The 21,834-nt window shown below is 68.8% G+C and carries 19 protein-coding genes; 10 read left to right on the forward strand and 9 right to left on the reverse strand.

The annotated features are described in order from the left end of the window. The first annotated feature begins 70 nt into the window (after positions 1-70). Genes Q0Q47_RS25920 through Q0Q47_RS25935 form a run of 4 tightly spaced genes read left to right on the forward strand, consistent with a single transcriptional unit; the run spans position 71 to position 6,106 of the window. The gene (locus Q0Q47_RS25920; protein ID WP_293867107.1) at positions 71-1,963 is read left to right on the forward strand and encodes an ABC transporter ATP-binding protein; all 1,893 of its coding nucleotides are present in this window, start codon (positions 71-73) and stop codon (positions 1,961-1,963) included. After that, positions 1,960-3,894 (forward strand): ABC transporter substrate-binding protein, encoded by a 1,935-nt coding sequence (locus tag Q0Q47_RS25925; RefSeq protein ID WP_293867110.1) that lies wholly within the window; start codon positions 1,960-1,962, stop codon positions 3,892-3,894. The genes Q0Q47_RS25920 and Q0Q47_RS25925 overlap by 4 nt, the downstream gene beginning before the upstream one ends. A 12-nt stretch (positions 3,895-3,906) precedes the next feature. Continuing rightward, entirely contained in the window at positions 3,907-4,926 is a 1,020-nt protein-coding gene (locus Q0Q47_RS25930; RefSeq protein WP_293867156.1) for an ABC transporter permease, read from the forward strand. A 1-nt stretch (position 4,927) separates the two neighbouring features. Then, positions 4,928-6,106, forward strand: a complete 1,179-nt coding sequence (locus tag Q0Q47_RS25935; RefSeq protein ID WP_293867113.1) for an ABC transporter permease — start codon at positions 4,928-4,930, stop codon at positions 6,104-6,106. Between the two features lie 15 nt (positions 6,107-6,121). Here the strand turns inward: Q0Q47_RS25935 and Q0Q47_RS25940 are convergent, their stop codons facing one another. Together Q0Q47_RS25940 and Q0Q47_RS25945 are read right to left on the reverse strand one after the other, a co-directional pair. Next, entirely contained in the window at positions 6,122-8,197 is a 2,076-nt protein-coding gene (locus Q0Q47_RS25940; RefSeq protein ID WP_293867116.1) for a mechanosensitive ion channel domain-containing protein, read from the reverse strand. Between the two features lie 113 nt (positions 8,198-8,310). Then, complete coding sequence (locus Q0Q47_RS25945) at positions 8,311-9,681, reverse strand: glutamate--cysteine ligase (RefSeq protein WP_293867119.1); 1,371 nt, start codon at positions 9,679-9,681, stop codon at positions 8,311-8,313. 551 nt (positions 9,682-10,232) lie between these two features. Here Q0Q47_RS25945 and Q0Q47_RS25950 point away from each other — a divergent pair. Then, positions 10,233-10,406, forward strand: coding sequence for a Flp family type IVb pilin (locus Q0Q47_RS25950; protein ID WP_293867122.1), 174 nt, complete (start codon positions 10,233-10,235; stop codon positions 10,404-10,406). 4 nt (positions 10,407-10,410) lie between these two features. On the opposite strand, the gene Q0Q47_RS25955 is transcribed toward Q0Q47_RS25950, so the two are convergent. Next, the gene (locus Q0Q47_RS25955) at positions 10,411-11,301 is read right to left on the reverse strand and encodes a LysR substrate-binding domain-containing protein (RefSeq protein WP_293867125.1); all 891 of its coding nucleotides are present in this window, start codon (positions 11,299-11,301) and stop codon (positions 10,411-10,413) included. A 160-nt stretch (positions 11,302-11,461) separates the two neighbouring features. On the opposite strand from Q0Q47_RS25955, the gene Q0Q47_RS25960 reads away from it, so the two are divergent. Next, positions 11,462-11,818 (forward strand): DUF1127 domain-containing protein, encoded by a 357-nt coding sequence (locus Q0Q47_RS25960; RefSeq protein WP_293867128.1) that lies wholly within the window; start codon positions 11,462-11,464, stop codon positions 11,816-11,818. Positions 11,819-11,895: 77 nt separating this feature from the next. Here the strand turns inward: Q0Q47_RS25960 and Q0Q47_RS25965 are convergent, their stop codons facing one another. From Q0Q47_RS25965 to Q0Q47_RS25980, 4 genes are all read right to left on the reverse strand, one after another. After that, positions 11,896-12,714, reverse strand: coding sequence for a DUF937 domain-containing protein (locus Q0Q47_RS25965; protein WP_293867131.1), 819 nt, complete (start codon positions 12,712-12,714; stop codon positions 11,896-11,898). Between the two features lie 160 nt (positions 12,715-12,874). Continuing rightward, positions 12,875-14,251, reverse strand: a complete 1,377-nt coding sequence (locus tag Q0Q47_RS25970) for an MATE family efflux transporter (RefSeq protein ID WP_293867134.1) — start codon at positions 14,249-14,251, stop codon at positions 12,875-12,877. Continuing rightward, on the reverse strand, positions 14,248-16,098 hold the full coding sequence (locus Q0Q47_RS25975; protein WP_293867137.1) for a monovalent cation:proton antiporter-2 (CPA2) family protein: 1,851 nt from the start codon (positions 16,096-16,098) through the stop codon (positions 14,248-14,250). Before Q0Q47_RS25975 ends, Q0Q47_RS25970 begins: the two co-directional genes overlap by 4 nt. Positions 16,099-16,198: 100 nt before the next feature. After that, on the reverse strand, positions 16,199-16,807 hold the full coding sequence (locus Q0Q47_RS25980; protein ID WP_293867139.1) for an HAD family phosphatase: 609 nt from the start codon (positions 16,805-16,807) through the stop codon (positions 16,199-16,201). Positions 16,808-16,920: 113 nt separating this feature from the next. On the opposite strand from Q0Q47_RS25980, the gene ispH reads away from it, so the two are divergent. The 3 genes from ispH to rnhA all read left to right on the forward strand — a co-directional run bounded on the left by ispH (position 16,921) and on the right by rnhA (position 19,388). Continuing rightward, on the forward strand, positions 16,921-17,898 hold the full coding sequence (ispH, locus tag Q0Q47_RS25985; protein WP_293867141.1) for a 4-hydroxy-3-methylbut-2-enyl diphosphate reductase: 978 nt from the start codon (positions 16,921-16,923) through the stop codon (positions 17,896-17,898). Positions 17,899-17,901: 3 nt separating this feature from the next. After that, positions 17,902-18,867, forward strand: a complete 966-nt coding sequence (locus Q0Q47_RS25990; RefSeq protein ID WP_293867144.1) for a homoserine kinase — start codon at positions 17,902-17,904, stop codon at positions 18,865-18,867. Between the two features lie 71 nt (positions 18,868-18,938). Then, complete coding sequence (gene rnhA / locus Q0Q47_RS25995) at positions 18,939-19,388, forward strand: ribonuclease HI (RefSeq protein WP_293867159.1); 450 nt, start codon at positions 18,939-18,941, stop codon at positions 19,386-19,388. A gap of 105 nt (positions 19,389-19,493) precedes the next feature. Here rnhA and Q0Q47_RS26000 read toward each other — a convergent pair whose 3' ends face one another. Continuing rightward, a complete protein-coding gene (locus Q0Q47_RS26000) occupies positions 19,494-19,979 on the reverse strand; it encodes a peroxiredoxin (protein ID WP_293867147.1) in 486 nt (161 codons plus the stop codon). Between the two features lie 53 nt (positions 19,980-20,032). Beyond that, positions 20,033-20,953, reverse strand: coding sequence for a protein-disulfide reductase DsbD domain-containing protein (locus tag Q0Q47_RS26005; protein WP_293867150.1), 921 nt, complete (start codon positions 20,951-20,953; stop codon positions 20,033-20,035). Positions 20,954-21,070: 117 nt separating this feature from the next. Here Q0Q47_RS26005 and Q0Q47_RS26010 point away from each other — a divergent pair, with 117 nt between their 5' ends. Then, a complete protein-coding gene (locus tag Q0Q47_RS26010) occupies positions 21,071-21,694 on the forward strand; it encodes a YqgE/AlgH family protein (RefSeq protein WP_293867153.1) in 624 nt (207 codons plus the stop codon). Positions 21,695-21,834: the final 140 nt, after the last annotated feature.

The following is a 21,834-nucleotide window of genomic DNA, read 5'->3' on the forward strand; positions in this document are numbered from 1 at the left end:
TTCCATCTTGTAAGGTTCTTCCAAATGCGAAGGACGGCACGTTAAAACAGGCGGCCGTGGGGGAGTTACGTTGTCGGGTCAAGCGCTGGTCAGCATCCGGGATCTCGCCGTCGATTTCGACGGTGACGCGGGCATCGTTCACGCGGTGCGCGGGGTCTCGTTCGACATTCCGAATGGGCGGACCCTTGCCGTCGTGGGCGAATCCGGCTCCGGAAAATCGGTCACGGCCAATGCCTTGATGCGCCTTCTCCCCCGGCGTGGCCGCATCGTCGGCGGCAGCCTGATCTTCCGCGATCCCACGGGTGTCGAGGTCGACACGGCCAAGCTCGACCCCAACGGGGACGAGATCCGCAAGCTGCGCGGCTCGCGCATGGCGATGATCTTCCAGGAGCCGATGACCTCGCTGTCGCCGCTCCACACGGTCGGCGACCAGATCACCGAGGCACTGAAGATCCACGCCAACGTCCAGCCCAAGGAGGCGGACGAGGCGGCGATGGCGGTGTTCGATCGCGTCGGCTTCCGCGATCCGCGGCGCATGCTGACGACCTACCCGTTCGAGCTGTCCGGCGGCATGCGCCAGCGCGCGATGATCGCGATGGCCCTGATCTGCAAGCCGGCCCTGCTGATCGCCGACGAGCCCACCACCGCCCTCGACGTGACCACCCAGGCGCAGATCCTGGCGCTCATCAAGGAGATCCAGGCCGAGACGGGCATGGGCGTGCTGCTCATCACCCACGATCTCGGCGTCGTGGCCAACATGGCCGACGACGTGGTGGTGATGTACCGCGGCGAGGTGATGGAGCGCGGGTCGCGCGAGGACATCTTCCGCCGGCCGCAGCATCCCTATCTCACCGCGCTGATGCGGGCGGTGCCGCGGTTCGACATGCCGGCCGGCGAGCGGCTCACGCCGATCCGCGAGATCAAGGTCGACACCGAGGCCGTGGCCAAGAGCGCCCGCGGCCGCCAGTCCGCCCCCACCGCCGGCCGCACCGTTCTCGACATCCGCAACGTGTCGAAGACCTTTACGCTGCGGGCGAGCGGCCTGTTCGGCAAGGCGCAGACGGTGAACGCGCTGTCGAACGTCAGCCTGTCGATCCCGGCGGGGACGACCGTCGGGCTCGTCGGCGAGTCGGGCTCCGGCAAGACGACGCTGTCGAAGATCATCATGCGGGCGCTGGCGCCCGATACCGGATCCGTGCGCTTCGACGATGGGTCGGGCCCGCGGGACGTGTTCAAGCTGAGGGGCAGCGAGCTCAAGTCCTACCGCCGGGCCGTCCAGTTCGTGTTCCAGGACCCGTTCTCGAGCCTGGACCCACGCATGACGGTCTACGACATCCTGGCCGAGCCGCTGCGAGTGCACGGGGTTGGAAGCTCCGACGAGCAGTTCGCCCGGATCAAGGAGCTCCTGGAGCTCATCGGCCTCGACCAGCGCTCGATGCGGCGCTACCCGCATTCCTTCTCGGGCGGGCAGCGGCAGCGCATCGGGCTGGCGCGCGCTCTCGCGCTGAATCCGTCCGTGATCCTGTGCGACGAGCCGACCTCGGCGCTCGACGTGTCGGTGCAGGCGCAAATCCTGAACCTGCTCAAGGACCTGCAGGGCGCGCTCGGCCTGAGCTACCTGTTCGTCTCGCACAATCTCGCGGTCGTCGACTACATGGCCTCCGAGATCGCGGTGATGTGCCGGGGCGTGATCGTGGAACAGGCTCCGCGCGCGACGCTGTTCCGCGACCCGCGGCATCCCTACACGCAGGCGCTGCTGGCGGCGGTGCCGACCCCGGATCTCGACCATCCGCTCGACTTCGTCCGGGTGTGCAACACGGGCTTCTCGGATCCGGCGCAGTGGCCGGAGCCTTTCACCATCCGTCCGGGCATCACCCGTCCAGAGCCGATCGAAGTCGCTCCGCGCCACTTCGTGTGCATGGCCGCGGAGGAGACTTCCCCAGTGCTGAGGGCCGCATCATGACCGTGAAGCAGACCCCGTCGCTCCTGTCCCGCCGCCAGTTCGGCCTGCTCGCCGGAGCCGCCGGCCTCGTCGGCACGTCGCCCCTGCGGGCCGCAGAACTCACCTTTTCGGAGGCCCCGGAGCTGGCGGCGCTGGTGGGCAAGGGCTCGCTCCCCCCGGTGGCGGAGCGCCTGCCCAAGCAGCCGCTCGTCGCCGACTTCACGGCCCGCAAGCGCGAGGTCGGACGCTACGGTGGCGAGATCCGGACGCTCGTCGCGAAGGCCAGGGACCTGCGCTATCTCTCCGCCAATGCCTATACCCGCCTCGTCGGCTACGACGAGAAGCTCGACATGCAGCCCGACCTCGCCCAGTCGGTCGAGGTCGAGGACAACAGGGTCTTCACGATCACGCTGCGCGAGGGACATCGCTGGTCCGACGGGCATCCCTTCACGATCGAGGACTTCCGCTACTGGTGGCAGGACGTTGCGCTCAACAAGGAGCTGAGCCCCACCGGCCCGCCGGAGATCTTCGTGGTCGACGGGCGCTTTCCCAAGGTCGATTTCATCGACGACAGGCGGATGCGCTTCTCCTGGGAGAAACCGAACCCGCGTTTCCTGCCGGCGCTGGCGCAGCCGAGGGCGATGACGCTGTTCGTGCCGGCCCACTACCTGCGTCAGTTCCACCGCAAGTACCGCGAGAAGGCTGAGCTGGACCAACTCGTCACCAAGGCCAAGCTGAAGTCGTGGGCCGCCCTGCACAACCGCATGGACGATTCCTACGACTATTCGAACCCCGAATTGCCGACGCTCGGTGCCTGGGTGTGCAAGACGGCGTCGCCTGCGACGCGCTACGTCTTCGAGCGCAATCCCTACTTCCACCGCGTGGATCCAAAGGGGCAGCAATTGCCCTACATCGGGACGGTCGTGGTCGACATCGCGTCGGGCAGCCTGTTCGCGGCCAAGGCGAATGCCGGCGACGCCGACCTCCTCGCTCGCGGGCTTTCGATGAACGACACGCCCGTCCTGAAGGAGGGTGAGAAGCTCAACGGCTACAAGACGCTGCTGTGGAGCTACGCACGCGGCTCGGCCTACGCCTTCTATCCCAACCTCAACTGCAACGACGACGTCTGGCGGCACCTGAACCGCGACCTGCGGTATCGCAAGGCACTGTCCCACGCCATCGACCGGCGCATTCTCAACAACGCGCTGCTGTTCGGCTTGGGCTCGGAGGGCAACAATACCGTCCTGCCGCAGAGCCCGCTCTACGAGGACAAGTTCCGGACGCTGAACGCCGGCTACGATCCCGCCAAGTCCTCTGCGCTGCTCGACGACATCGGCCTGACGGACAAGGACTCGCTGGGCATCCGCAAGCTGCCCGACGGGCGTCCGCTCGAGATCATCGTGGAGGTCGACGGCGAGTCGGCCGACATCATCGACGCGATGCAGCTCGTCACGGAGATGTGGCGCGACGTCGGCGTGAAGCTGTTCGTGAAGCCGCAGGACCGCACCATCCTGCGCCAGCGCTCCTTCTCCGGACTGACCGTGATGGTGTGTTCGACGGGGCTCGACAACGCGGTGCCCACGCCGCAGATGCCGCCGTTCGAACTCGCGCCGGTCCGCCAGGATCACTACAGCTGGCCCAAATGGGGCCAGTGGTTCGAGACGCAGGGCAAGAACGGCGAGGAACCGGACAACGTCACGGCGCGCCGCCTGCTCAATCTCTACCGGGGCTGGCTGTCGTCGAGCGAGCCGGAGGAGAGTGCGCGCATCTGGGCCGAGATGCTGCAGCTCAACGCCGAGCAGCTCTTCAGCATCGGCACCGTGGCGGGCGAGCTCCAGCCGATCGTGATCAAGAACACGATGCGCAACGTGCCGCCGAAGGCCCTGTACTCGTGGGAGCCCACGTCGCTGCTCGGCATCTACCGCATCGAGGAATTTTTCTATGGTGGGTAATCGCTGATGCAGATGGTGGTCTATCTCCTGCGCCGGAGCGTGACGATGGCGCTGACGCTGCTCGCCATCTCGGCACTCGTCTTCATCGTCATCAAGCTCCCGCCGGGCGATTATCTCAGCAACCAGATCGACGAACTGCGCGCGCAGGGCGACGCCGCTGCGGCGGCCAAGGCCGAGTTCCTGCGCCAGCAATACGGGCTCGACCGTCCGGTGTGGGAGCAGTACCTGGCGTGGATCGGGTTCATGCCGGGTCCGAACGGCTGGTCCGGCCTGCTGCAGGGCGACTGGGGCTGGTCCTTCGAGTTCCAGCGCCCGGTCAACGAGGTCGTCGGCAGCGCGCTGGGCCTCACCATCGTCGTGAACATCGCGACGGTGCTGTTCATCCACCTCGTCGCCATCCCGATCGCCATCTATTCGGCCACGCGCCAGTACTCCTTCGGAGACTACGCCGCGACCCTGATCGGCTACCTGGGCCTGGCGACGCCGAACTTCCTCCTCGCGCTGATCCTGCTGTTCTACCTCAACCGATGGTTCGGGGTGTCGATCGGCGGCATGATGGATCCGAAATACGCGAACGCGGCGATGTCCATGGACAAGCTCCAGTCCATCGCCTCCCATCTCGTCGCGCCCGTCATCGTCATCGGCCTGTCGGGCACCGCCGCGATGATCCGACGGATGCGCGCCAACCTCCTGGACGAGTTGCAGAAGCAGTACACGGTGACGGCGCGGGCCAAGGGCATGCGCCCGCTGCCCGCCCTCCTGAAATATCCCTTCCGCATGGCGCTCAACCCGTTCGTGGCCGACATCGGCAACCTCCTGCCGCATCTCGTGTCGGGGTCGGTGCTCGTCTCGCTCGTGCTGTCGCTGCCGACCGTGGGGCCCGTGCTCCTGCAGGCGCTGAAGCAGCAGGACCAGTATCTGGCAGGCTTCATCCTGATGTTCGTCGCCGTCCTGACCGTGATCGGCATGCTGATCTCGGATCTCCTTCTCGCCGCGCTCGACCCGCGCATCCGTTTCGGCAAGCGGGGCTGACATGAGCGTACCCACGATCACCCACGACCCGCTCGCCCCGGGCCACTACGTCAATCCGGCGCCGTTCGACCCGCATACGTCGGAGGCGATGTCGGCGGCGGAGGAGCGGTTCTACCGCGCCTCGTCGATCCGGCTGATCTGGTGGAAGTTCCGGCGGCACAAGGTGGCGCTGGTCTCGGCGCTGTTCCTGCTGTCCCTGTACGTGATGCTGCCCTTCGTCGAGGTGGTGGCTCCCTACCGCCTCGCCCAGCGCCACAGCGACCACCTGTCGGCGCCGCCCCAGGGCGTGCACCTGTTCCACCAGGGCGAGTTCAAGGGACCGTTCGTCTACCCCTACACGTTCAAGTTCGACCTCGAGACGTTCAAGCGGCAATACATCGTCGACGAGACGAAGCCCCAGCCGCTGCGCTTCTTCTGCCAGGGCGAATCCTACGATTTCTGGGGCCTGACGACCGCGCGGTTCCACCTCGTGTGCCCGCCGGAAGGCGGCACCTTCTTCCTCCTGGGCACCGACAAGCTCGGCCGCGACCTGTTCTCGCGCATCATCTATGGCGCGCGGATCTCGCTGACCGTCGGCCTCTTGGGCATCGCGGTGTCGTTCGTCATCGGGCTGACGCTCGGCGGTCTCGCCGGCTATGTCGGCGGCTGGGTCGACGCGGCCGTGCAGCGCTCCATCGAGATCCTGCGCTCGCTGCCCGAGCTCCCGCTGTGGCTCGCGCTGTCGGCCGCCCTGCCGGCCAACTGGAGCCCCGTGCTGGTGTTCTTCGCCATCACGCTGATCCTGGGGCTTCTGGACTGGCCCGGGCTGGCCCGCGCCGTGCGATCCAAGCTCCTGTCGCTGCGTGAGGAAGACTTCGTGCGGGCCGCGGAGCTGATGGGCGCGTCGCGGACCAGGATCATCGCCGGCCACCTCGTGCCGAACTTCATGAGCCACCTGATCGCCAGCGCCACCCTGTCGATCCCGTCCATGATCCTCGGCGAGACCGCGCTGTCCTTCCTGGGGCTCGGCCTGCGCCCGCCGGTGACCAGCTGGGGCGTGCTTCTGAACGAGGCGCAGAACCTGGCGGCCGTGAACCTCTATCCGTGGCTGCTGACGCCGATGATCCCGGTCATCCTCGTGGTGCTGGCTTTCAACTTCATGGGCGACGGGCTCAGGGACGCGGCGGACCCGTATAGCTGACCCGGGTCGCCCTCCTCATCCGCGCTCGGCGGCTGCGGCGGCTGCCGTGGCGGCCAGGCCCGCGGCGGCGGCGGCGCCGAGAACGGGGGCCGCGGCCGGTGTGCGGGCGACGGCGATCGGGAAGCCGGCGGAGGGCGGCACCTGCCCGTATTCGACGTCGCGCACGGTGACGGCGTTCGAGGCGAAGGCGATGCCCTGCTCGCGGAAGGCGAGGTGGATGCGCTTCAGCGCTTCCCGCTGCACCCAGGTGGGGCGGCCGGGGCGCGCGGTGAACTTGATGCGGATGACGAGTGCGTTGTCCTGGATGTCGGCAACGCCCTGCAGCTTCACCGGCTGGATCAGCTCACGGCCGAGTTCCGGATCCTCCATCATGGCCAGCCCGACCTTCTTCACGGTCTTGCGGACGTGCTCGAGGTCGACGTTCGGGTCGATCCGCAGGTTGAACTTCATCGTCGCCCAGTCGCGGCTGAAGTTCGTGATGGCCTGGAGCTGGCCATAGGGGATCGTGTGCACCTGGCCGTTCTGGTGGCGCAGGCGGAGCGAGCGCAGCGAGATCTGCTCCACCGTCCCCTTCAGCCGGCCTGTGTCGATGTACTCCCCGACCCGGAATGCGTCGTCGCCCAGGAAGAACACGCCCGACAGGATGTCGCGGATCAGCGACTGGCTGCCAAACGAGATGGCGAGGCCGAAGACGCCGGCGCCGGCGAGCAGGGGAGCGATGTTGACGCCGAGGTTGGAGAGCGCGAGCAGCCCCGCGATCAGCGTGATCATGATGGCCATGAGCACGCGCGCCATCGGGAAGAAGGTCGCGAGCCGCGAGGCCGGCGCCATTTCGGCGTCGTCGTCGGAGGGATTGAACGGATCGATCCGTGGCGTCTGGCCGATGGAACGGGCCGCCCAGTAGTCGGTGAGCTCCCAGGCGACGAAGCCGGCGAACGCCGTGCCGCCGCCATAAAGGATCGCCAGCCTGACGCTGACCCAGAAGTCCATGGGCAGTGCGCCGGAGCGCGCGAACCAGACCTCGCCCAGCACGTAGGGCATGAGGAACAGGGCGCCGATGCGGAAGGTGCGGCGGACCATCCGCGTGCGCGAGCCGGCGTCGCGACCGGTTTCGAGGCCGAGGGTGGCGTCGATCATGGCGTAGGCGCCGATCACGCCGAACGTGGTCAGGACGGCGGTGAACACGCCGAACTGCCGCAGCACGATGCTGATGGCCCAAAGCACGTCGAAGCCGACCGCCAGGACCGTGCCGACGAGTGCGAAGAGGTTGCGCCCCGCCGCCCCCAGCACCCGCTGCATGCCGTTGGCGAGCACGTGCACGGTGACGGCCGCCAGCGTGGCCGAGGCCGTGAGCAGGATCAGCGCCATGCCCATCGCCGGGGGCCAGGGCATGCCGTTGCGCACCAGGACGGGGATCACCGTCGGCCCGATCACGGAAATCGCGGCGATGATGCCCGTGAGGATCATCGCCGTGCGCGCGACCTGGTTGGTGATCGGCAGGAGCCGATAGCGCGGGCGATGCGGCCGCAGCACCACCTGCGCGATGATCATCACGGCGTACCAGCGGATGGCGCAGCGGATCACGGAGGAGGCGAGGTTCGTCTCCATGTTCCAGCCGCCGACGAGCATGCGCCCGAGCGAGATGAGGAGCGCGGCGAAGACGAGGCGGTCGATGACGTCCCACACCAGGAGCCGCGTGGCTCCGGCCCGGCAGGCCACCTGGTCGAGCCCCCCTTCGCGGGTGCCCCCGGTCCAGGAGCGGAAGACGACGAGCAACGCGCCGGCCAGCACGGTCGACACCAGGGCCAGGAAGATGGCGGTCGTGCCACCCAAGGCCCCTGTCGCGTTGCTGGCGGCGGTGGCGACGGCCGTCGGGATGTCCGGGACAGCGGCGATGGCGACCTTGAGTTCCTGTCCGATCAGTTCCAGCCAGCGGTCGAGCCAGCCGAACAGATCGCCCTCGAAGCCCATGGGCGGGGCGACGGGCGAAAGCGCCGGACCATGTTCCGCCGTTCGCTCGGGTGCCACCGCCTGGGCGAGTTGCAGGAGCGACGAGGATCCGGCGGGATCGTGGATGGCCGGAATGGGCATGGCGAGGGTGTTCCAGTCATGCGGCATCGGGCCGGGATAGGCCTATGCCATGCTGCCCCGCGGATCGGTCGCCAGGACAACTGCAACGCACGTGGTGCGCCGCAGCAACTCTGTCAATACGCGCAGGACTTGAAAACCGGGTCGACCGAACCGTGCCAGGATCCGGTGAAATCCGCCACGAGGCGTTCGGCCGTCGTGTGGCCCTCGGCGACGATCGCATCCAGGGGTTCCAGGAACAGCGTCTCGTCGCGCCCCTGCGCGTCCCGCCTGGCCCGGCGGGACAGCCCGCCGCGGGCGATGGCGAGCACCTCGCGCGCGACGTCGCGGACGTTGCCCTGGCGGAACGGCGTGGCCAGCGCGCGGCGCGGAACCGTGTCGCGCAGGGCCTGGCGCTCCGCGGCGGTCCAGTCCTTGACCAGCGCCTCGGCCTCGTCGAGAGCCTTGCCGTCGTAGAGCAGCCCGACCCAGAGGGCGGGCAGCGCATTCAGCATGGGCTCGGAGCCCGCGTCGGCGCCGCGCATCTCGATGTAGCGCTTGAGCCTGACGTCCGGGAAAATGGTGGACAGGTGATTGGCCCAGTCCGAGAGGGTTGCCGTCTCGCCGGGAAGCTGCGGGAGCTTGCCCGCCAGCAGGTCGCGGAAGGAGGCACCCGCCACGTCGTGGTAGTGGTCCCCGCGCTTCACGAAATACATCGGCACGTCGAGGGCGTAGTCGACATAGCGCTCGAAGCCCATGCCGGGCTCGAAGGCGAAGGGCATCAGACCCGAGCGGTCCGCGTCGGTGTCGCGCCAGATCTCGCAGCGGTTGCTGAGGTAGCCGGTCGGGCGGCCGTCGACGAAGGGTGAATTGGCGAAGAGTGCGCTGGCGACGGCCTGCAGCGACAGCGAGACCCGCAGCTTGCGGACCATGTCGGCTTCGCTGCCGAAGTCGAGGTTCACCTGCACGGTACAGGTGCGGAACATCATGTCCAGGCCGCGGCTTCCGACCTTCGGCATGTAGTTCGCCATGATCTTGTAGCGCTGCTTGGGCATGACGGGCGTCTGGGCGCGCGTCCAGGCCGGGCTGTGCCCCAGCGCCAGGAAGCCGATGCCCAGGCCGTCGCCCACGCGCTTCGTCACGGCGAGATGCTCGGCGAGTTCGGCCGCCGTGTCGTGCAGGGTCTCGACCGGTGCGCCGGAGAGCTCGAACTGGCCGCCGGGCTCCAGCGAGATGGCTCCGCCGCCCTTCGAATCGAACAGGCCGATGATGGCCTCGCCGTCCATGATCGGGTCCCAGCCGGTCCGGGCCTGGACACCCCGCAGCAGCGCCTCGATGCCGCGCGGCCCGGCGTACGGAACGGGCGAGAGACCGTCCACGTAGAAAGGAAACTTCTCGTGCTCGGTGCCCAGCCGGAAAGCGCTTTCAGGCTTCATGCCGGCCGCGAACCAGGCGACGAGTTCGTCGCGCGACCGGAGCGGCGTCGAATCCGACACGTCGCGAGCCATCGAAGCCTCCAGGGTCTGCCGGCAAAAAAACCGCCTTCAAGGGGCGGGCACCGCACATCTAAGGGGCTTCGGAGGTTGTGGCAATCGGCGGCCTTGCTTGCAAATCTGCAAAATGCACAAAACGGCTCTTCACAGTCCCGTGCGTCGAGGCACAGGTCAGCGCCGCGCGAGCGGCCAGGCCTACCTGCTCGCGTGCGTCTGGCCGAGCCGCCGGACCTCGGCCACGGCATGCTGCGTCTCGACGGAGCGCGTCGTCGCCTGCGCTTTCCTCGTCGCACGTGCCGCGCGAGAGGACCGCTCTCCGCCTTTGCGCAGCATGTCCCAGGCTGCCGTCGTCGGTCCTGGCCTTCGCGCGGAGATCGCCCGGCGCGTGACGCCGGCCTCGTCGGCATGGCCGCTGCCGGCTTAGCTCGCGGCGGAAACCGCGCGTTAACCGGTGTGTCAGAACCCGCGCCATCGGCCGGGTTCGTTCAAATGGCCAGCGCGATCTCAGCCGGTTGTTCACCTTTCACGTGCGACAAACGGCTCAGTTCAGGAGATGGCTCATTCCCATGGCGAAGACCCTCAAAGCCTTCATCGCCTCGCAAAGCGGTGCTACGGCCATCGAGTATGGTCTGATCGCGGCCATCATCTCGGCGGTCATTGTCGGTGCGAGCGGCTCGATCAAGTCGGCCCTCGTGATCACCTTCTCGAACACCGCCGACGGCGTGGGCTCGATCAACTGATCGCTCAGGACGCGTCCGCCGGTTCCGGCTGATCGCTGCGCAGGTTTCCCAGGCTCGAGACGATGTGGCCGGCCAGCGCGTCGGCGAGCGTCGGCGTGTCGTGCCGGTTGCGCATCAGGCCGATCTTGCACGAGGGAAGCGCCGGAAAACCGTCCTGCGGGCCCAGGATGCGCATGCCGGTCCGGATGGCGCTCTCGGGCAGCACGGACACCGCGAGCCCGGCCATCACCGCCGCCCCGACGGCGTTCGAGTTCCAGCTCGCATAGAGGATCCGGTAGGGACGGCCGATCAGGTCGAGCCGCTCGGTCGCGGCCTGACGCCAGTTGCAGGTCGGGCGCCCCAGCGCCAGCGGCACCGGCGTCTCCTCCTGGGCCGCGTGGCGCTGCGAGGTCACCCACAGCAGGCGTTCCTCGCGGATGACCTCCGCCGGGCCGCGCGTCTCCACATGGGTGATGATGGCCAGGTCGAGGTCGTTGGCCTGGATGCGCTCGACGAGCATCGGCGTCGGCTCGCACACCACGGTCACTTCGACCTTGGGGTTGGAGCGCGAGAAGCGCGCGAGGATCTCGGGGAGGTAGCGGTCGGCATAGTCGTCGGGGACGCCGAGGCGCACCCGGCCGGCCAGTTCCGCATCCGAGAACGTGGCGAGGCATTCGAGATTGAGCCGCAGGATCCGGCGCGCGTAGTCGAGCAGCCGCTCGCCATCCTCGGTGAGCTTGGAGGCGCGGCCATCGCGCGCGAAGATCGGCTTGCCGACCCGCTCCTCGAGCCGCTTCATCTGCATCGACACCGCGGACTGCGTCTTGTGGACGATCTCCGCCGCCCGCGTGAACGAGCCCGTGTCCACGATCGCGACGAACGTCTTCAGCTGGTCGATGTCGAGCACGGCGCTCATGGCGTTTCTCCCCCTGCGCACCGACATTGATCGTATTCTGTGATGTCGTCCATCTGAAACATTCGTTGGACTGATGGAAGCCGCGGTGGTTTTTTGGCGACCGTCCGGAACGGCCGGACGCGTTCAAAAGCGGCGCCGCCGCGCATTCCAGGAGACGACGATGACTGCCCCCGCCAAGACTTCCCTTGCCCTCCTGCCGGCCACTGCCGCGCCAGCGGCATCGGGCGTGGTGGCGACGCTCGTCCGCCTGTGGACGCGCTTCCAGAATCGTCGCGACGTGGCCCGCTTGCTCGAGCTCGACGACCACATGCTGAAAGACCTGGGCATCGCCCGGGGCGACGTGTTCGAGGCCCTGAGCGAGCCGGTGGCCGCCGATCCTTCCGAGCTCCTCGCGGCATCGGCCAGCGAACGGCGCCTCACAGAGCGTGCCCGGATCCGTGAGAGCCTTCGATCGGTTCAGGTGATGAAGGCGGCCGAGCAGGCCGTCACGGCCCGCAGCCGCGCGCTCGCCGCCTGATCCTCATCCTTCCACACGGCGTCGTTCCCCCTCTCGACGCCCACTCGAGGCCCTGCCGTCACCGGCGGGGCCTCTTTTCATCGGCCACCCGGCTGTCCTTTGTCCGCCGGGAACATCTGCTGCAGGATCGCCTGCATGGTCTGCAGGTGCTGTTCCTGCACTTCCCGGCCGGTCTCCACGATCTGTGACATCGCGTCTAGCCCGAGATCGGTCGCGGTCGGCGGAGGCGGCGGGGGCTCTTCCGGGGGAGGCGGCTCCGGTGTCTTGCCGCCCAGCATCTGGTTGATGAAGGCGCCCATCGCCTGGGGATCGAGGTAGTCCGACGCGGGGCGAGGAGGCTCCGCCTGCGGCTTCGCGGCCCCCGCCTGCGCGGCCGCGCCCATCATCTGGCCCATCATGGTGGTGAAGGCGGCGAAGGGATTGGCCGCCGCCTGGGTGGCCTGGCCCCCGAGCGCCGAAAGCCACGGCGCGAGGCCCTGCTGCGTCATGGCCTGGGCAAGGCCGGTCATCAGCGTGGCGCCCATGGGCCCCATCATCTGCTGCAGGATGACCGGGCTGAGCCCCGAATAGGCCGCCGCCTGCTGCGCGATCTGCCGGGCGATGTCGTTGGACCCGAACAGCATCCCCGCCAGGTCCGGGGCCGCGGTCGCCTGCGGCGCGAAGGCCTTCGCGGCGGCCTCCATCATGGTCGTCTGCTGCGCGACGGCGAAGGCCTGGAACAGCTTCGGCCACTGGGCGGGGTCCTGCAGCTGCCGCTGCAGCGCGAGCGCGAACGCCGGCAGCAGGGCGTCGATGGCGCTCTCCGCCTGGGGCGGCGACAGGCCGAACTGCCGCGCGAAGGCCTCGGCCGGAGACCCGCCCTGCGCCTGCTTCATCAGCTCGAAGAGATTGAACATGCGGCGCGTGTCCCTGGGGCATGCTGCGAAAAGCCGCTCACGGGCTCCTGGCAACACGCATGCGACCACCGAAAACCGGAGCGCCCCGCGCCGGTGCCGACGCGACACGCCCGAGGGCGATGGCGGGGAGTCTAGGCGCTTTGGCGAAACGGCGCCATCGTCACGCGCGGGCGGCCGCCTGTCCCTTGCGCGTGACCTTGGCCACGGTGGCATAGGCGGCGTAGATGCCCCAGACGCCGAAGATGATCGCTCCCAGCCCCTGGCCCACCATGACGCCCTCCGCGCCGCCCCACCGGGCCCCGAGCAAGGCGAAGGGGATCGTCCCGATCGTCGCCTTGCCCCAGTTGAAGGCCGTGGCGTAGAGCGGCGCCCCGAGATTGTTGAAGGCCGAGTTGGCCACGAACAGGGCGCCGTGGAAGATCCAGCTGCCGGCGATCACCGTGCAGAAGAAGCGCAGCAACTCCGCCGTCTCGCCTTCCGCCTTGAACATCAGGACGAGACCGTTGCGCGACAGCGCCAGGATGGCCCAGGCCGTGCAGACCGCCACGAGCGAGAAGATTAGCCCGTCGGTCAGCGTCCGCTTCACCCGGTCGTACTGCCGCGCGCCCATGTTCTGTCCGATGATCGGACCGACGGCGCCTGTCAGCGAGAACACCACGCAGAAGGCGACCGGGGTGAGCCGGAGGATGATGGCGTTCGCCGCGACCGCGGCCTCGCCGAAGGGCGAGATCACGGCCGTCAGGAAACCGTTGGCGACCGGAGCGGCGATGTTGGTGAGCACGGCGGGGCCGGCGATGCCCGCGATGGGCCGGAAGTCCTCGAGGGCCCGGCGCAGGCTCGGCCGCGCGATGAGGTCGTGAACCCGCACGCAGCCGTGGAAGCCGATCAGGCAGAAGACCAGCCGCGACAGCACCACGGCCCAGGCGGCACCGTCCGCCCCGAGCCCCGCGCCGAAGATGAGCAGCGGATCGATGACGGCGGTCGCAAGGCCCCCGCCGAGGGTCACGTACATGGCGCGTCGCGCGTCGCCGACGGCGCGCAGCACCGCGGAGAACGAGAGGCCGAGCCCCATGAGCACGTTCGACGGCATGCTGATCATCAGGAACCGGTGCGCGACGGCGCGCGCCTCGCCCTCGGCACCGAGCCAGACGAGCAGCGGGTCCATGACGGCGAGCAGCAGCAGCGAGGCAAGGGCCGCGAACACGCTCATCCACAGGCAGCTGGAGGCCGAGAGACGCCGCGCCTGCGCCCGGTCCCGCGCGCCGAGCGCCCGCGACACCACGGCGGAGACGGCGATCATCATGCCGATGTTGGCGGAGGTGGAGAAGAAGAACACCGTGGTGGCGAAGCCGACGCCGGCGGTCACCGTCACGTTGCCGAGCCACGAGATGTAGAGCAGCGACAGGAGGTCCACGACGAAGAGCGCCGTGAGCCCGATCGCGCCGGTGAAGGTCATCACCGTCACGTGGCGCATGGTCGAGCCCGTGGTGAAGACGGCGGGTCCGCCGCCCGCCGCCCCCTTCGTCGCCTGCGTCATGCCCTCTTGTCCTCGCCGGCGGCGATGGCCGCGCTGGTCTCGGGAGAGAGCGCCTTCGACTTGGCGCGGGGCTGGGACAGGGGCTCGGGCGTGAGCCGCGGCACCTTCGTGTAGTCGGCCGGCCGCACTTCGCCGGACGCGTGCTGGGCGGCCAGCCGTTCCGAATCGCGCTCCAGCACCGCAGCCTCCACCTCGCTCGCCCGGTCGGGATCCGTCCCGAGCCCCACCAGGGCCTCCCGGCCGAAGCGGACGGCCGACAGGAGCGTCTCGCGCAGCTGGAAGTCCACGCCGGCGTTCATCAGGTCGACGGCATGGATGCGGTCATAGGCGCGGGCGTGGATCTGCGCGAGCGGAAAGTGCTCGCGCACGAGTTCGACGACGGTCAGCGCCGCCTCGCGGTCGTCGACGCAGATCGCGACCAGCCTGGCGCCCGCCGCGCCGGACGCGCGCAGCACGTCGAGCCGCGTGCCGTCGCCGTAATAGACCTTGAAGCCGAAGCGCGCCGCCGACTGGATGCGCGAGACGTCCTTGTCGATGACGGTGACGTCGACGCCCTCGGCGAGCAGCACCTGCGTCGTGAGCTGGCCGAAGCGCCCGAAGCCGACCACCAGGACGCTGCCCTTCACGCCGTCGAACGCGTCGGGATCGAACTCGGGCTCCGGCAGGGCCGCGTCGCGCCGGTCGATCAGCACCTCGATGCCCTTGGCGATCACGGGCCCCAGCGCCATCGTGAGTGCGGCGAGCGCGGTGGCGATGCCCGCCTGGCGGTCGTCGAGCAGGCCCAGCGCGCCGCCGAGCGGCAGCAGGACGAGCGAGAACTCGCCGGCCGGAGACAGCAGCACGGCGCTGCGCAGGGCATCGCGGCGGCTCGACCGGGAGAGCCGCTCGAGGGCATAGGCGACCGCAATCTTGGCACCGATGAGGGCTACGCCGGCGGCGGCGAGGAAGAGGGCGTTGCCGGCGATGAGGCCGGCTTCCATGCCCATGCCCACGCTCATGAAGAACAGGCCGAGCAGCAGGCCGCGGAAGGGCTCGATGTCGGCTTCCAGCTGGTGCCTGAAGTTCGATTCGGCGAGCAGCAGGCCGGCCATGAAGGCCCCCAGCGCCATCGACATCCCGGCGACCTGCATCAGGAGGGCGCTGCCGAGCACCACCAGCAGGGCGGCCGCCGTCAGCACCTCGCGTGCCCCGGTGCGCGCCAGCAGCCGGAACAGCGGGTTCAGCAGGTAGAGCCCCGCCAGCACGATGGCCGCCAGGGCCGCGATCGCGATCCCGACGCCGGTGAGGGTGGCCATCCAGTCGTGCTCCTGGCTCGTCGGCGTCATCGCGAGGAGCGGGACGATCGCCAGGACCGGCACGATCGCCATGTCCTGGAACAGGAGCACCGAGAAGGTCCGCTGTCCGTAGGCGCTCTGCAGCGTGCCGCGCTCGTCGAGGATCTGGAGCGCGATGGCGGTGGCCGACATCGCGAAGGACACGCCGGCCACGAAGGCCCCGCCCGGCTTGACCCCGAGCAGCAGCGCCACGAGCCCGATGACGGCCGCCGATCCGGCGAACTGGGCGGCGCCCAGCCCGAAGATGTCTCGCTTCATCGACAGGAGCTTGGAGAGCTTGAGCTCCAGGCCGATGACGAACAGCAGCAGCACGATGCCGAGTTCGGCCACGCCGCGCACGGCGTCCGCATCCTTGACGATGCCGAAGCCGGCCGGGCCGATCGCCAGGCCGGCGGCCAGGTAGCCGATGACCACGCCGAGACCCGCCCGCTTGAACAACGGCACCGCGATCACGGCGCCGGCGCAGAAGACGAGAATGGGGACGAGGAAACTGGCGTCGTGGTGCTCTGGCATGGGCATCCCTTGCTGCTACCGCCGCACCATAGGGGCGGGCGCCGTCATGGGCGAGCCCCGGACGAGGGGGGGGCGCCGCGTGATATCGCCCTGCCCGTGGTCAGAGGGCCCCGGCCTTCTGGAGCGCCAGCGCGAGGGCGCCGGCGCCGCGAAACCGATGCCCCGTCAGGCCGGCCATCCGCGCGCCCTCGACGTTGACCTGCAGATCGTCCGTGAAGAACGTCTCGGTCGGATTGAAGGCCAGCCATTTGCAGGCGGCCAGGTAGCAATGCGGGTCGGGCTTGGCCCAGCCCAGAGTGGCCGAGACCAGGATGCGGTTGCCGAAGAGGCCGCGCAGCGCCGGGAAGAGCGCGTCAATCTCGCGGGCCACCAGCGCGTCGTTGTTGGTGAGCACGGCGACGGGCATCCGGCCCGCGAGCCTGCGGACGAGGGCGAGCGTGTCGGGCAGCGGCTGCATGGACGTGCGCCGGATGGCGAGCCAGGTCTCCTTGTCGATCGGCGCGCCGAGCCTGTCGCCGAACTCCTTCAGAAAGGCGTCCGCGTCCCAACGGCCGTTGTCGGCCTCGTGCAGGAAGCCCGATTCCCAGATGTCGCGGCTGACCTCCTCCGGCGTCCGCCCGGCGAAGTCCGCCAGCTTGCGGATGCGGCCGCCCACGTCGTAGGCGCACAGGACGTCGTCCATGTCGAAGATGGCGAAGCGGATGGTCATGGCCTGGCTGCTCCGAGGTGGTGCTTGACCTCTTGCAGCGCTGGCCACACAAACGCAAGCGGGTGGCCCACGGGCCGCCATGACTGCCGGATGCTCATGTCCGCCGGATGCCCATGATCGCCACAAGCCCCCCCGGCAAACCGCCGCTGTCCATTCTCCTGTGCGCCCCGCGCGGCTTCTGCGCCGGCGTCGTGCGCGCCATCGACGCCGTCGAGAAGGCCCTCGCGCTGCACGGCGCGCCGGTCTACGTGCGTCACGAGATCGTGCACAACAAGTACGTGGTCGAGGGGCTGCGCCGGAAGGGTGCCATCTTCGTCGACGAACTATCCGAAATCCCGGACACCAAGGCCCCGGTGATCTTCTCGGCCCACGGCGTGCCGAAGTCCGTGCCGCAGGAGGCCGAGCAGCGGCAGTTCTTCGCCATCGACGCGACGTGCCCGCTCGTCACCAAGGTGCATCGCGAGGCCGAGGTGCATCATCGCCGCGGCCGGACCGTGATCCTGGTCGGCCATGCCGGTCACCCCGAGGTCGAGGGGACCATGGGGCAGCTGCCCGAGGGCGCGGTGCTGCTGGTGGAAACCGTCGAGGACGTCGGCCGGCTCGTGCCCCCGGACGCCTCGGTGCTGGCCTACGTGACCCAGACCACCCTGTCGGTCGACGACACGCGCGAGATCGTCGACGCCCTGCGCGCGCGCTTCCCCGACATCGTCGCCCCGCACAAGGAAGACATCTGCTACGCCACGACCAACCGGCAGGAAGCGGTGAAGCGCGTGGCGCCGCAGGTCGACGCCATGCTGGTCGTGGGGTCCCCGAACTCCTCGAACTCGCAGCGGCTTCGCGAAGTGGCCGAGCGTGCCGGGTGCCCCGTGTCGCGGCTCGTGCTCCGCGCCGACGACATCGACTGGGCGGTCTACGGCTCCATCGCCCGGCTCGGCATCACGGCCGGTGCCTCGGCGCCCGAGATCCTCGTCGAGGAGATCATCGACGCCTTCGCGGCGCGCTACGAGGTCTCCGTCGAGACGGTGACGACGGCCGACGAGAGTGTGTTCTTCCCGTTGCCGCGCGACCTTCGCGGCGAGGCTGCGGAGTAGCCCGTGGCCGTCTACACAGAAGTCTCCGACGAGGAGCTGTCAGCCTTCGTCGCCCGCTACGATCTGGGCGCCGTGCTGGCCGCCAAGGGCATCGCCGAGGGCGTCGAGAACTCCAACTACCTGCTGCACACGGAGAAGGGCTTCTACATCCTCACCCTCTACGAGAAGCGGGTGAGGGAAGGGGACCTGCCGTTCTTCATCGGCCTGATGGAGCACCTGGCGGCGCGCGGCCTCAACTGCCCGCTGCCCGTGAAGGACCGCTCCGGAGAGGCGCTCGGCCGTCTCGCCGGTCGGCCGGCGGCGATCGTGACCTTCCTCGACGGCATGGGTGTGCGCCGGCCGGGCGTGGGCCACTGCGGGGCCGTCGGCGAGGCGCTCGCGCGGCTGCACCTGGCGGGCGAAGGCTTCGAGATGCGTCGTCCGAACGCGCTCTCGGTCGAGGGCTGGCGGCCGCTCTACGAGGCGGCGCGGGAGAGGGCCGACACCGTGACCCCGGGCCTCGCGGCGGCCACGGCCGAAGCGCTCGGGAGCCTCGAGGCGGCGTGGCCGCGGGGGCTGCCGCAGGGCGTCATCCACGCCGACCTGTTCCCCGACAACGTGTTCTTCCTGGGGCCCCGCCTGTCCGGGCTCATCGACTTCTATTTCGCCTGCACCGACGCGCTCGCCTACGACCTGGCGGTATGCCTGAACGCGTGGTGCTTCGAGACGGACGGGTCATTCAACATGACGAAGGGCCGGGCGATGATCACCGGCTACGAGAAGGTGCGCCCGCTGCAGCCGGCCGAGGTGGCCGCGCTGCCGGTGCTGGCCAAGGGTTCGGCGCTGCGCTTCATGCTGACCCGGCTGGTGGACTGGCTCAACGTTCCGCCGGGGGCGCTGGTCAAGCCGAAGGACCCGCTCGAATACTACCGGAAGCTGCGCTTCCATGACCGCGTGACCTCGGCGGCCGATTACGGCCGGCCGGACTGATCCACGCGAGCCGACAGGACCGAAGCTTGACCGAATCTCCGTCTCACGCCCCCGCGCCTTCGGCGGACCGGGTGGTGATCTACACCGATGGCGCCTGCTCCGGGAATCCCGGTCCGGGCGGCTGGGGCGCCATGCTGCGCTACGGCGAGAAGACCAAGGAGATGATGGGCGGCGAGCCGGACACCACCAACAACCGGATGGAGCTGACGGCCGCCATCATGGCACTGGAGGCGCTGAAGCGGCCCTGCACGGTCGATCTGTGGACCGACAGCCAGTATGTCCGCCAGGGCATCACGGGGTGGCTCTACGGCTGGAAGGCCAATGGCTGGCGCACGGCCGACAAGAAGCCGGTGAAGAACGCGGAGCTGTGGCAGCGCCTTGATGCGGCGCGGCTGCGCCACGAGGTGCACTGGCACTGGGTGAAGGGCCATGCCGGGCACCCCGAGAACGAGCGCGTGGATGCGCTCGCCCGCGAGGGAATGGCGCCGTTCATGCCCGCCAAGCGGAAGAACGGCGCCTAGAGCACGCTTCGTTTTGATGGAGACGAAGCGGGCTCCAGGTTTCTCCGGGGTCGCATGCTTCTTGCGAAAAGCCGGATTCCAGCTTTTCGCAGCATGCTCCGAGTGTCAGAGCAGCTTCAGCAGGGCGTCGGCGCCGGAGGCTTCGGCCTTGCCGGGCGTTTCCTCGATGTTGAGGGCGGTCACAACGCCGTCCTCGACCACCATCGAGTAGCGCTGCGAGCGCGTGCCCAGGCCGAAGCCCGTGCCGTCCATGGCGAGCCCGATCGCCTTGGCGAAGTCGCCGTTGCCGTCGGAGAGAAACTCGATCTTGCCTTCGCCGCCGGTCGACTTGGCCCAGGCGTTCATGACGAACACGTCGTTCACGCCGGTCACGGCGATGGTATCGATGCCCTTGGCCTTGATCGCGTCGAAGTTCTCGAGAAAGCCCGGAAGGTGATTGCGGTGGCAGGTCGGCGTGAAGGCGCCGGGGACTGCGAACAGCACGACCTTCTTGCCCTTGAAGATGTCGTCTGTGGTGCGAACCGCAGGCCCGTCCTCCGTCATGACGCGGAAAGTGGCGGGGGGCAGGGTGTCGCCGACAGCGATGGTCATGGCAGTCTCCGTTGGAGCGTGAATGACGGCCCGCTAGGGGCCTCACAGGCGTTTTAGGGCGCCGAGCCCGCCGCGTCGAGTTGCGCGGCGGTTTCGACGGCGTCGTCGCCGGCCGTCAGGGTGAGGCGCAGGGCCATGCCGGGCAGCTTCCCGTCCTTGGGCCGGTTGTCCACCTTGACGAGATAGGTGACCAGCCGCGTCCCGGGCCCCTGCGGCAGGGTTGCCACCGCCAGCGGCGCGCCGAAGACCCATGGGTCGGGCCCCTCGACGAAGACGTCGACGATGGAGGCCTTGTCCGGAACGACCGCGGTGATGGTCAGCGCTTCCCCGGACGGCGCCGCGGCAACGGACCGCAGGGCCGGAGCATCCGCCGCGCCCAGCCTCGCCTCGCGCGGCACGCGGGTCTCCCAGTCGAGCACGACGAGGCTGTTGGGGGTCGACAGACCCTGCCGCGAGATCGGCAGCCGCGCCTCGCCCCGCGCCGGGATGCAGACTTTCTCGCAGACCGCGTAGTCGAGTTTCAGGACGAGCTGCCCGGGCTTGCGGGGGTCGGCGAGCGTCACCCGCACGGGAAACACGACGGACCCGACATAGCCGATCGACGATCCGGCGGTGTCTTCGAACCGGTAGGGCGCGGGCCAGAGAACCTCGACATTGGCCACGTTCTGCGAGGCCGCCCAGTCGAAGACCGGGGGCAGGCCGCTGTCGCCCGGCGTCCGCCAGTAGGTCTTGAAGTGCGGGTCCATGCGGATCTCCACCCCGGCCCGCCACAGGGCCTGGTTGGTCGCATCCGGCCCGCCGTCGATCAGCCGCATCGAGGCGTGCATGCTCGACGACCAGACCGACGCGCCGGGCGGTGGCGAAAGGCTCGACTGGCCCATGGCCGGCGGAGCCGCCGCCGCAAGGCCGGCCAGCATCATGGACAGGCAGATGCGGAGGATTCGATCGATCGGCCGTGTTCGGGTCGCATTCATGCGCGTTTCTTAGCCTGAACCCGTCGCGCCGGAGAAGTGACGAGCGCGTGACTCCCCGTCGCGGCCCGGAACCCTCATTCCGACGTTGCGTTGGCTTGCTGACCGAAAGGGGCTAGCATGATCCTCATCGAAACCCTGACTTCCACGAGCGAGATGGGCTCCAAGGGCTTTCTCGACGGACAGTTGCTCGTTGCCATGCCGGGCATGCCGGACCCGCGGTTCGCGCGTTCGGTGATCTATGTGTGCGCCCATTCCCCGGAGGGCGCCATGGGGCTGGTGATCAACCAGCCGGCTCCCAACATCGAATTTCCCCACCTTCTCGAGCAGCTCGAGATCATTCCGTCCAAGAGCGGGATCCGCCTGCCCGACAGCGCCGAGAAGTTCCCCGTGCTGAAGGGAGGGCCGGTCGAGACCGGCCGCGGCTTCGTGTTGCACTCCTCCGACTTCATCATCGACAAGTCGACGCTGCCGATCGACGAAGGCATCTGCCTGACCGCCACGGTCGACATCCTGCGCGCCATCGCCCAGGGCGAGGGACCCAAGAAGGCCGTTCTGGCGCTCGGCTATGCGGGGTGGGGCGCCGGCCAGCTGGAGACCGAGATCAATGAGAACGGCTGGCTGCACTGCGCCCCCGACCCCGCGATCCTGTTCGACGGCCGGTTCGAGACGAAGTACGACCGGGCGCTGCGCAAGATCGGCATCGACCCGGCCATGCTGTCGACCCAGGCGGGCCACGCCTGAGCGGCGCGCCGGTGGTTCCGCCTCGGTTTCCGTAGCACCAGCCTCCAACCTGTCGGCGTCCTGGCCGGGCCTGGCGCTTCGACAAGCACACAAGTGATTGTCGATGGCTGAGCGCGCTTTCCCTCCCCTGCAGGGGAGGG

Origin of the sequence: uncultured Alsobacter sp. (genome assembly GCF_945952055.1) — a bacterium.
GTDB lineage: Bacteria > Pseudomonadota > Alphaproteobacteria > Rhizobiales > Beijerinckiaceae > Alsobacter.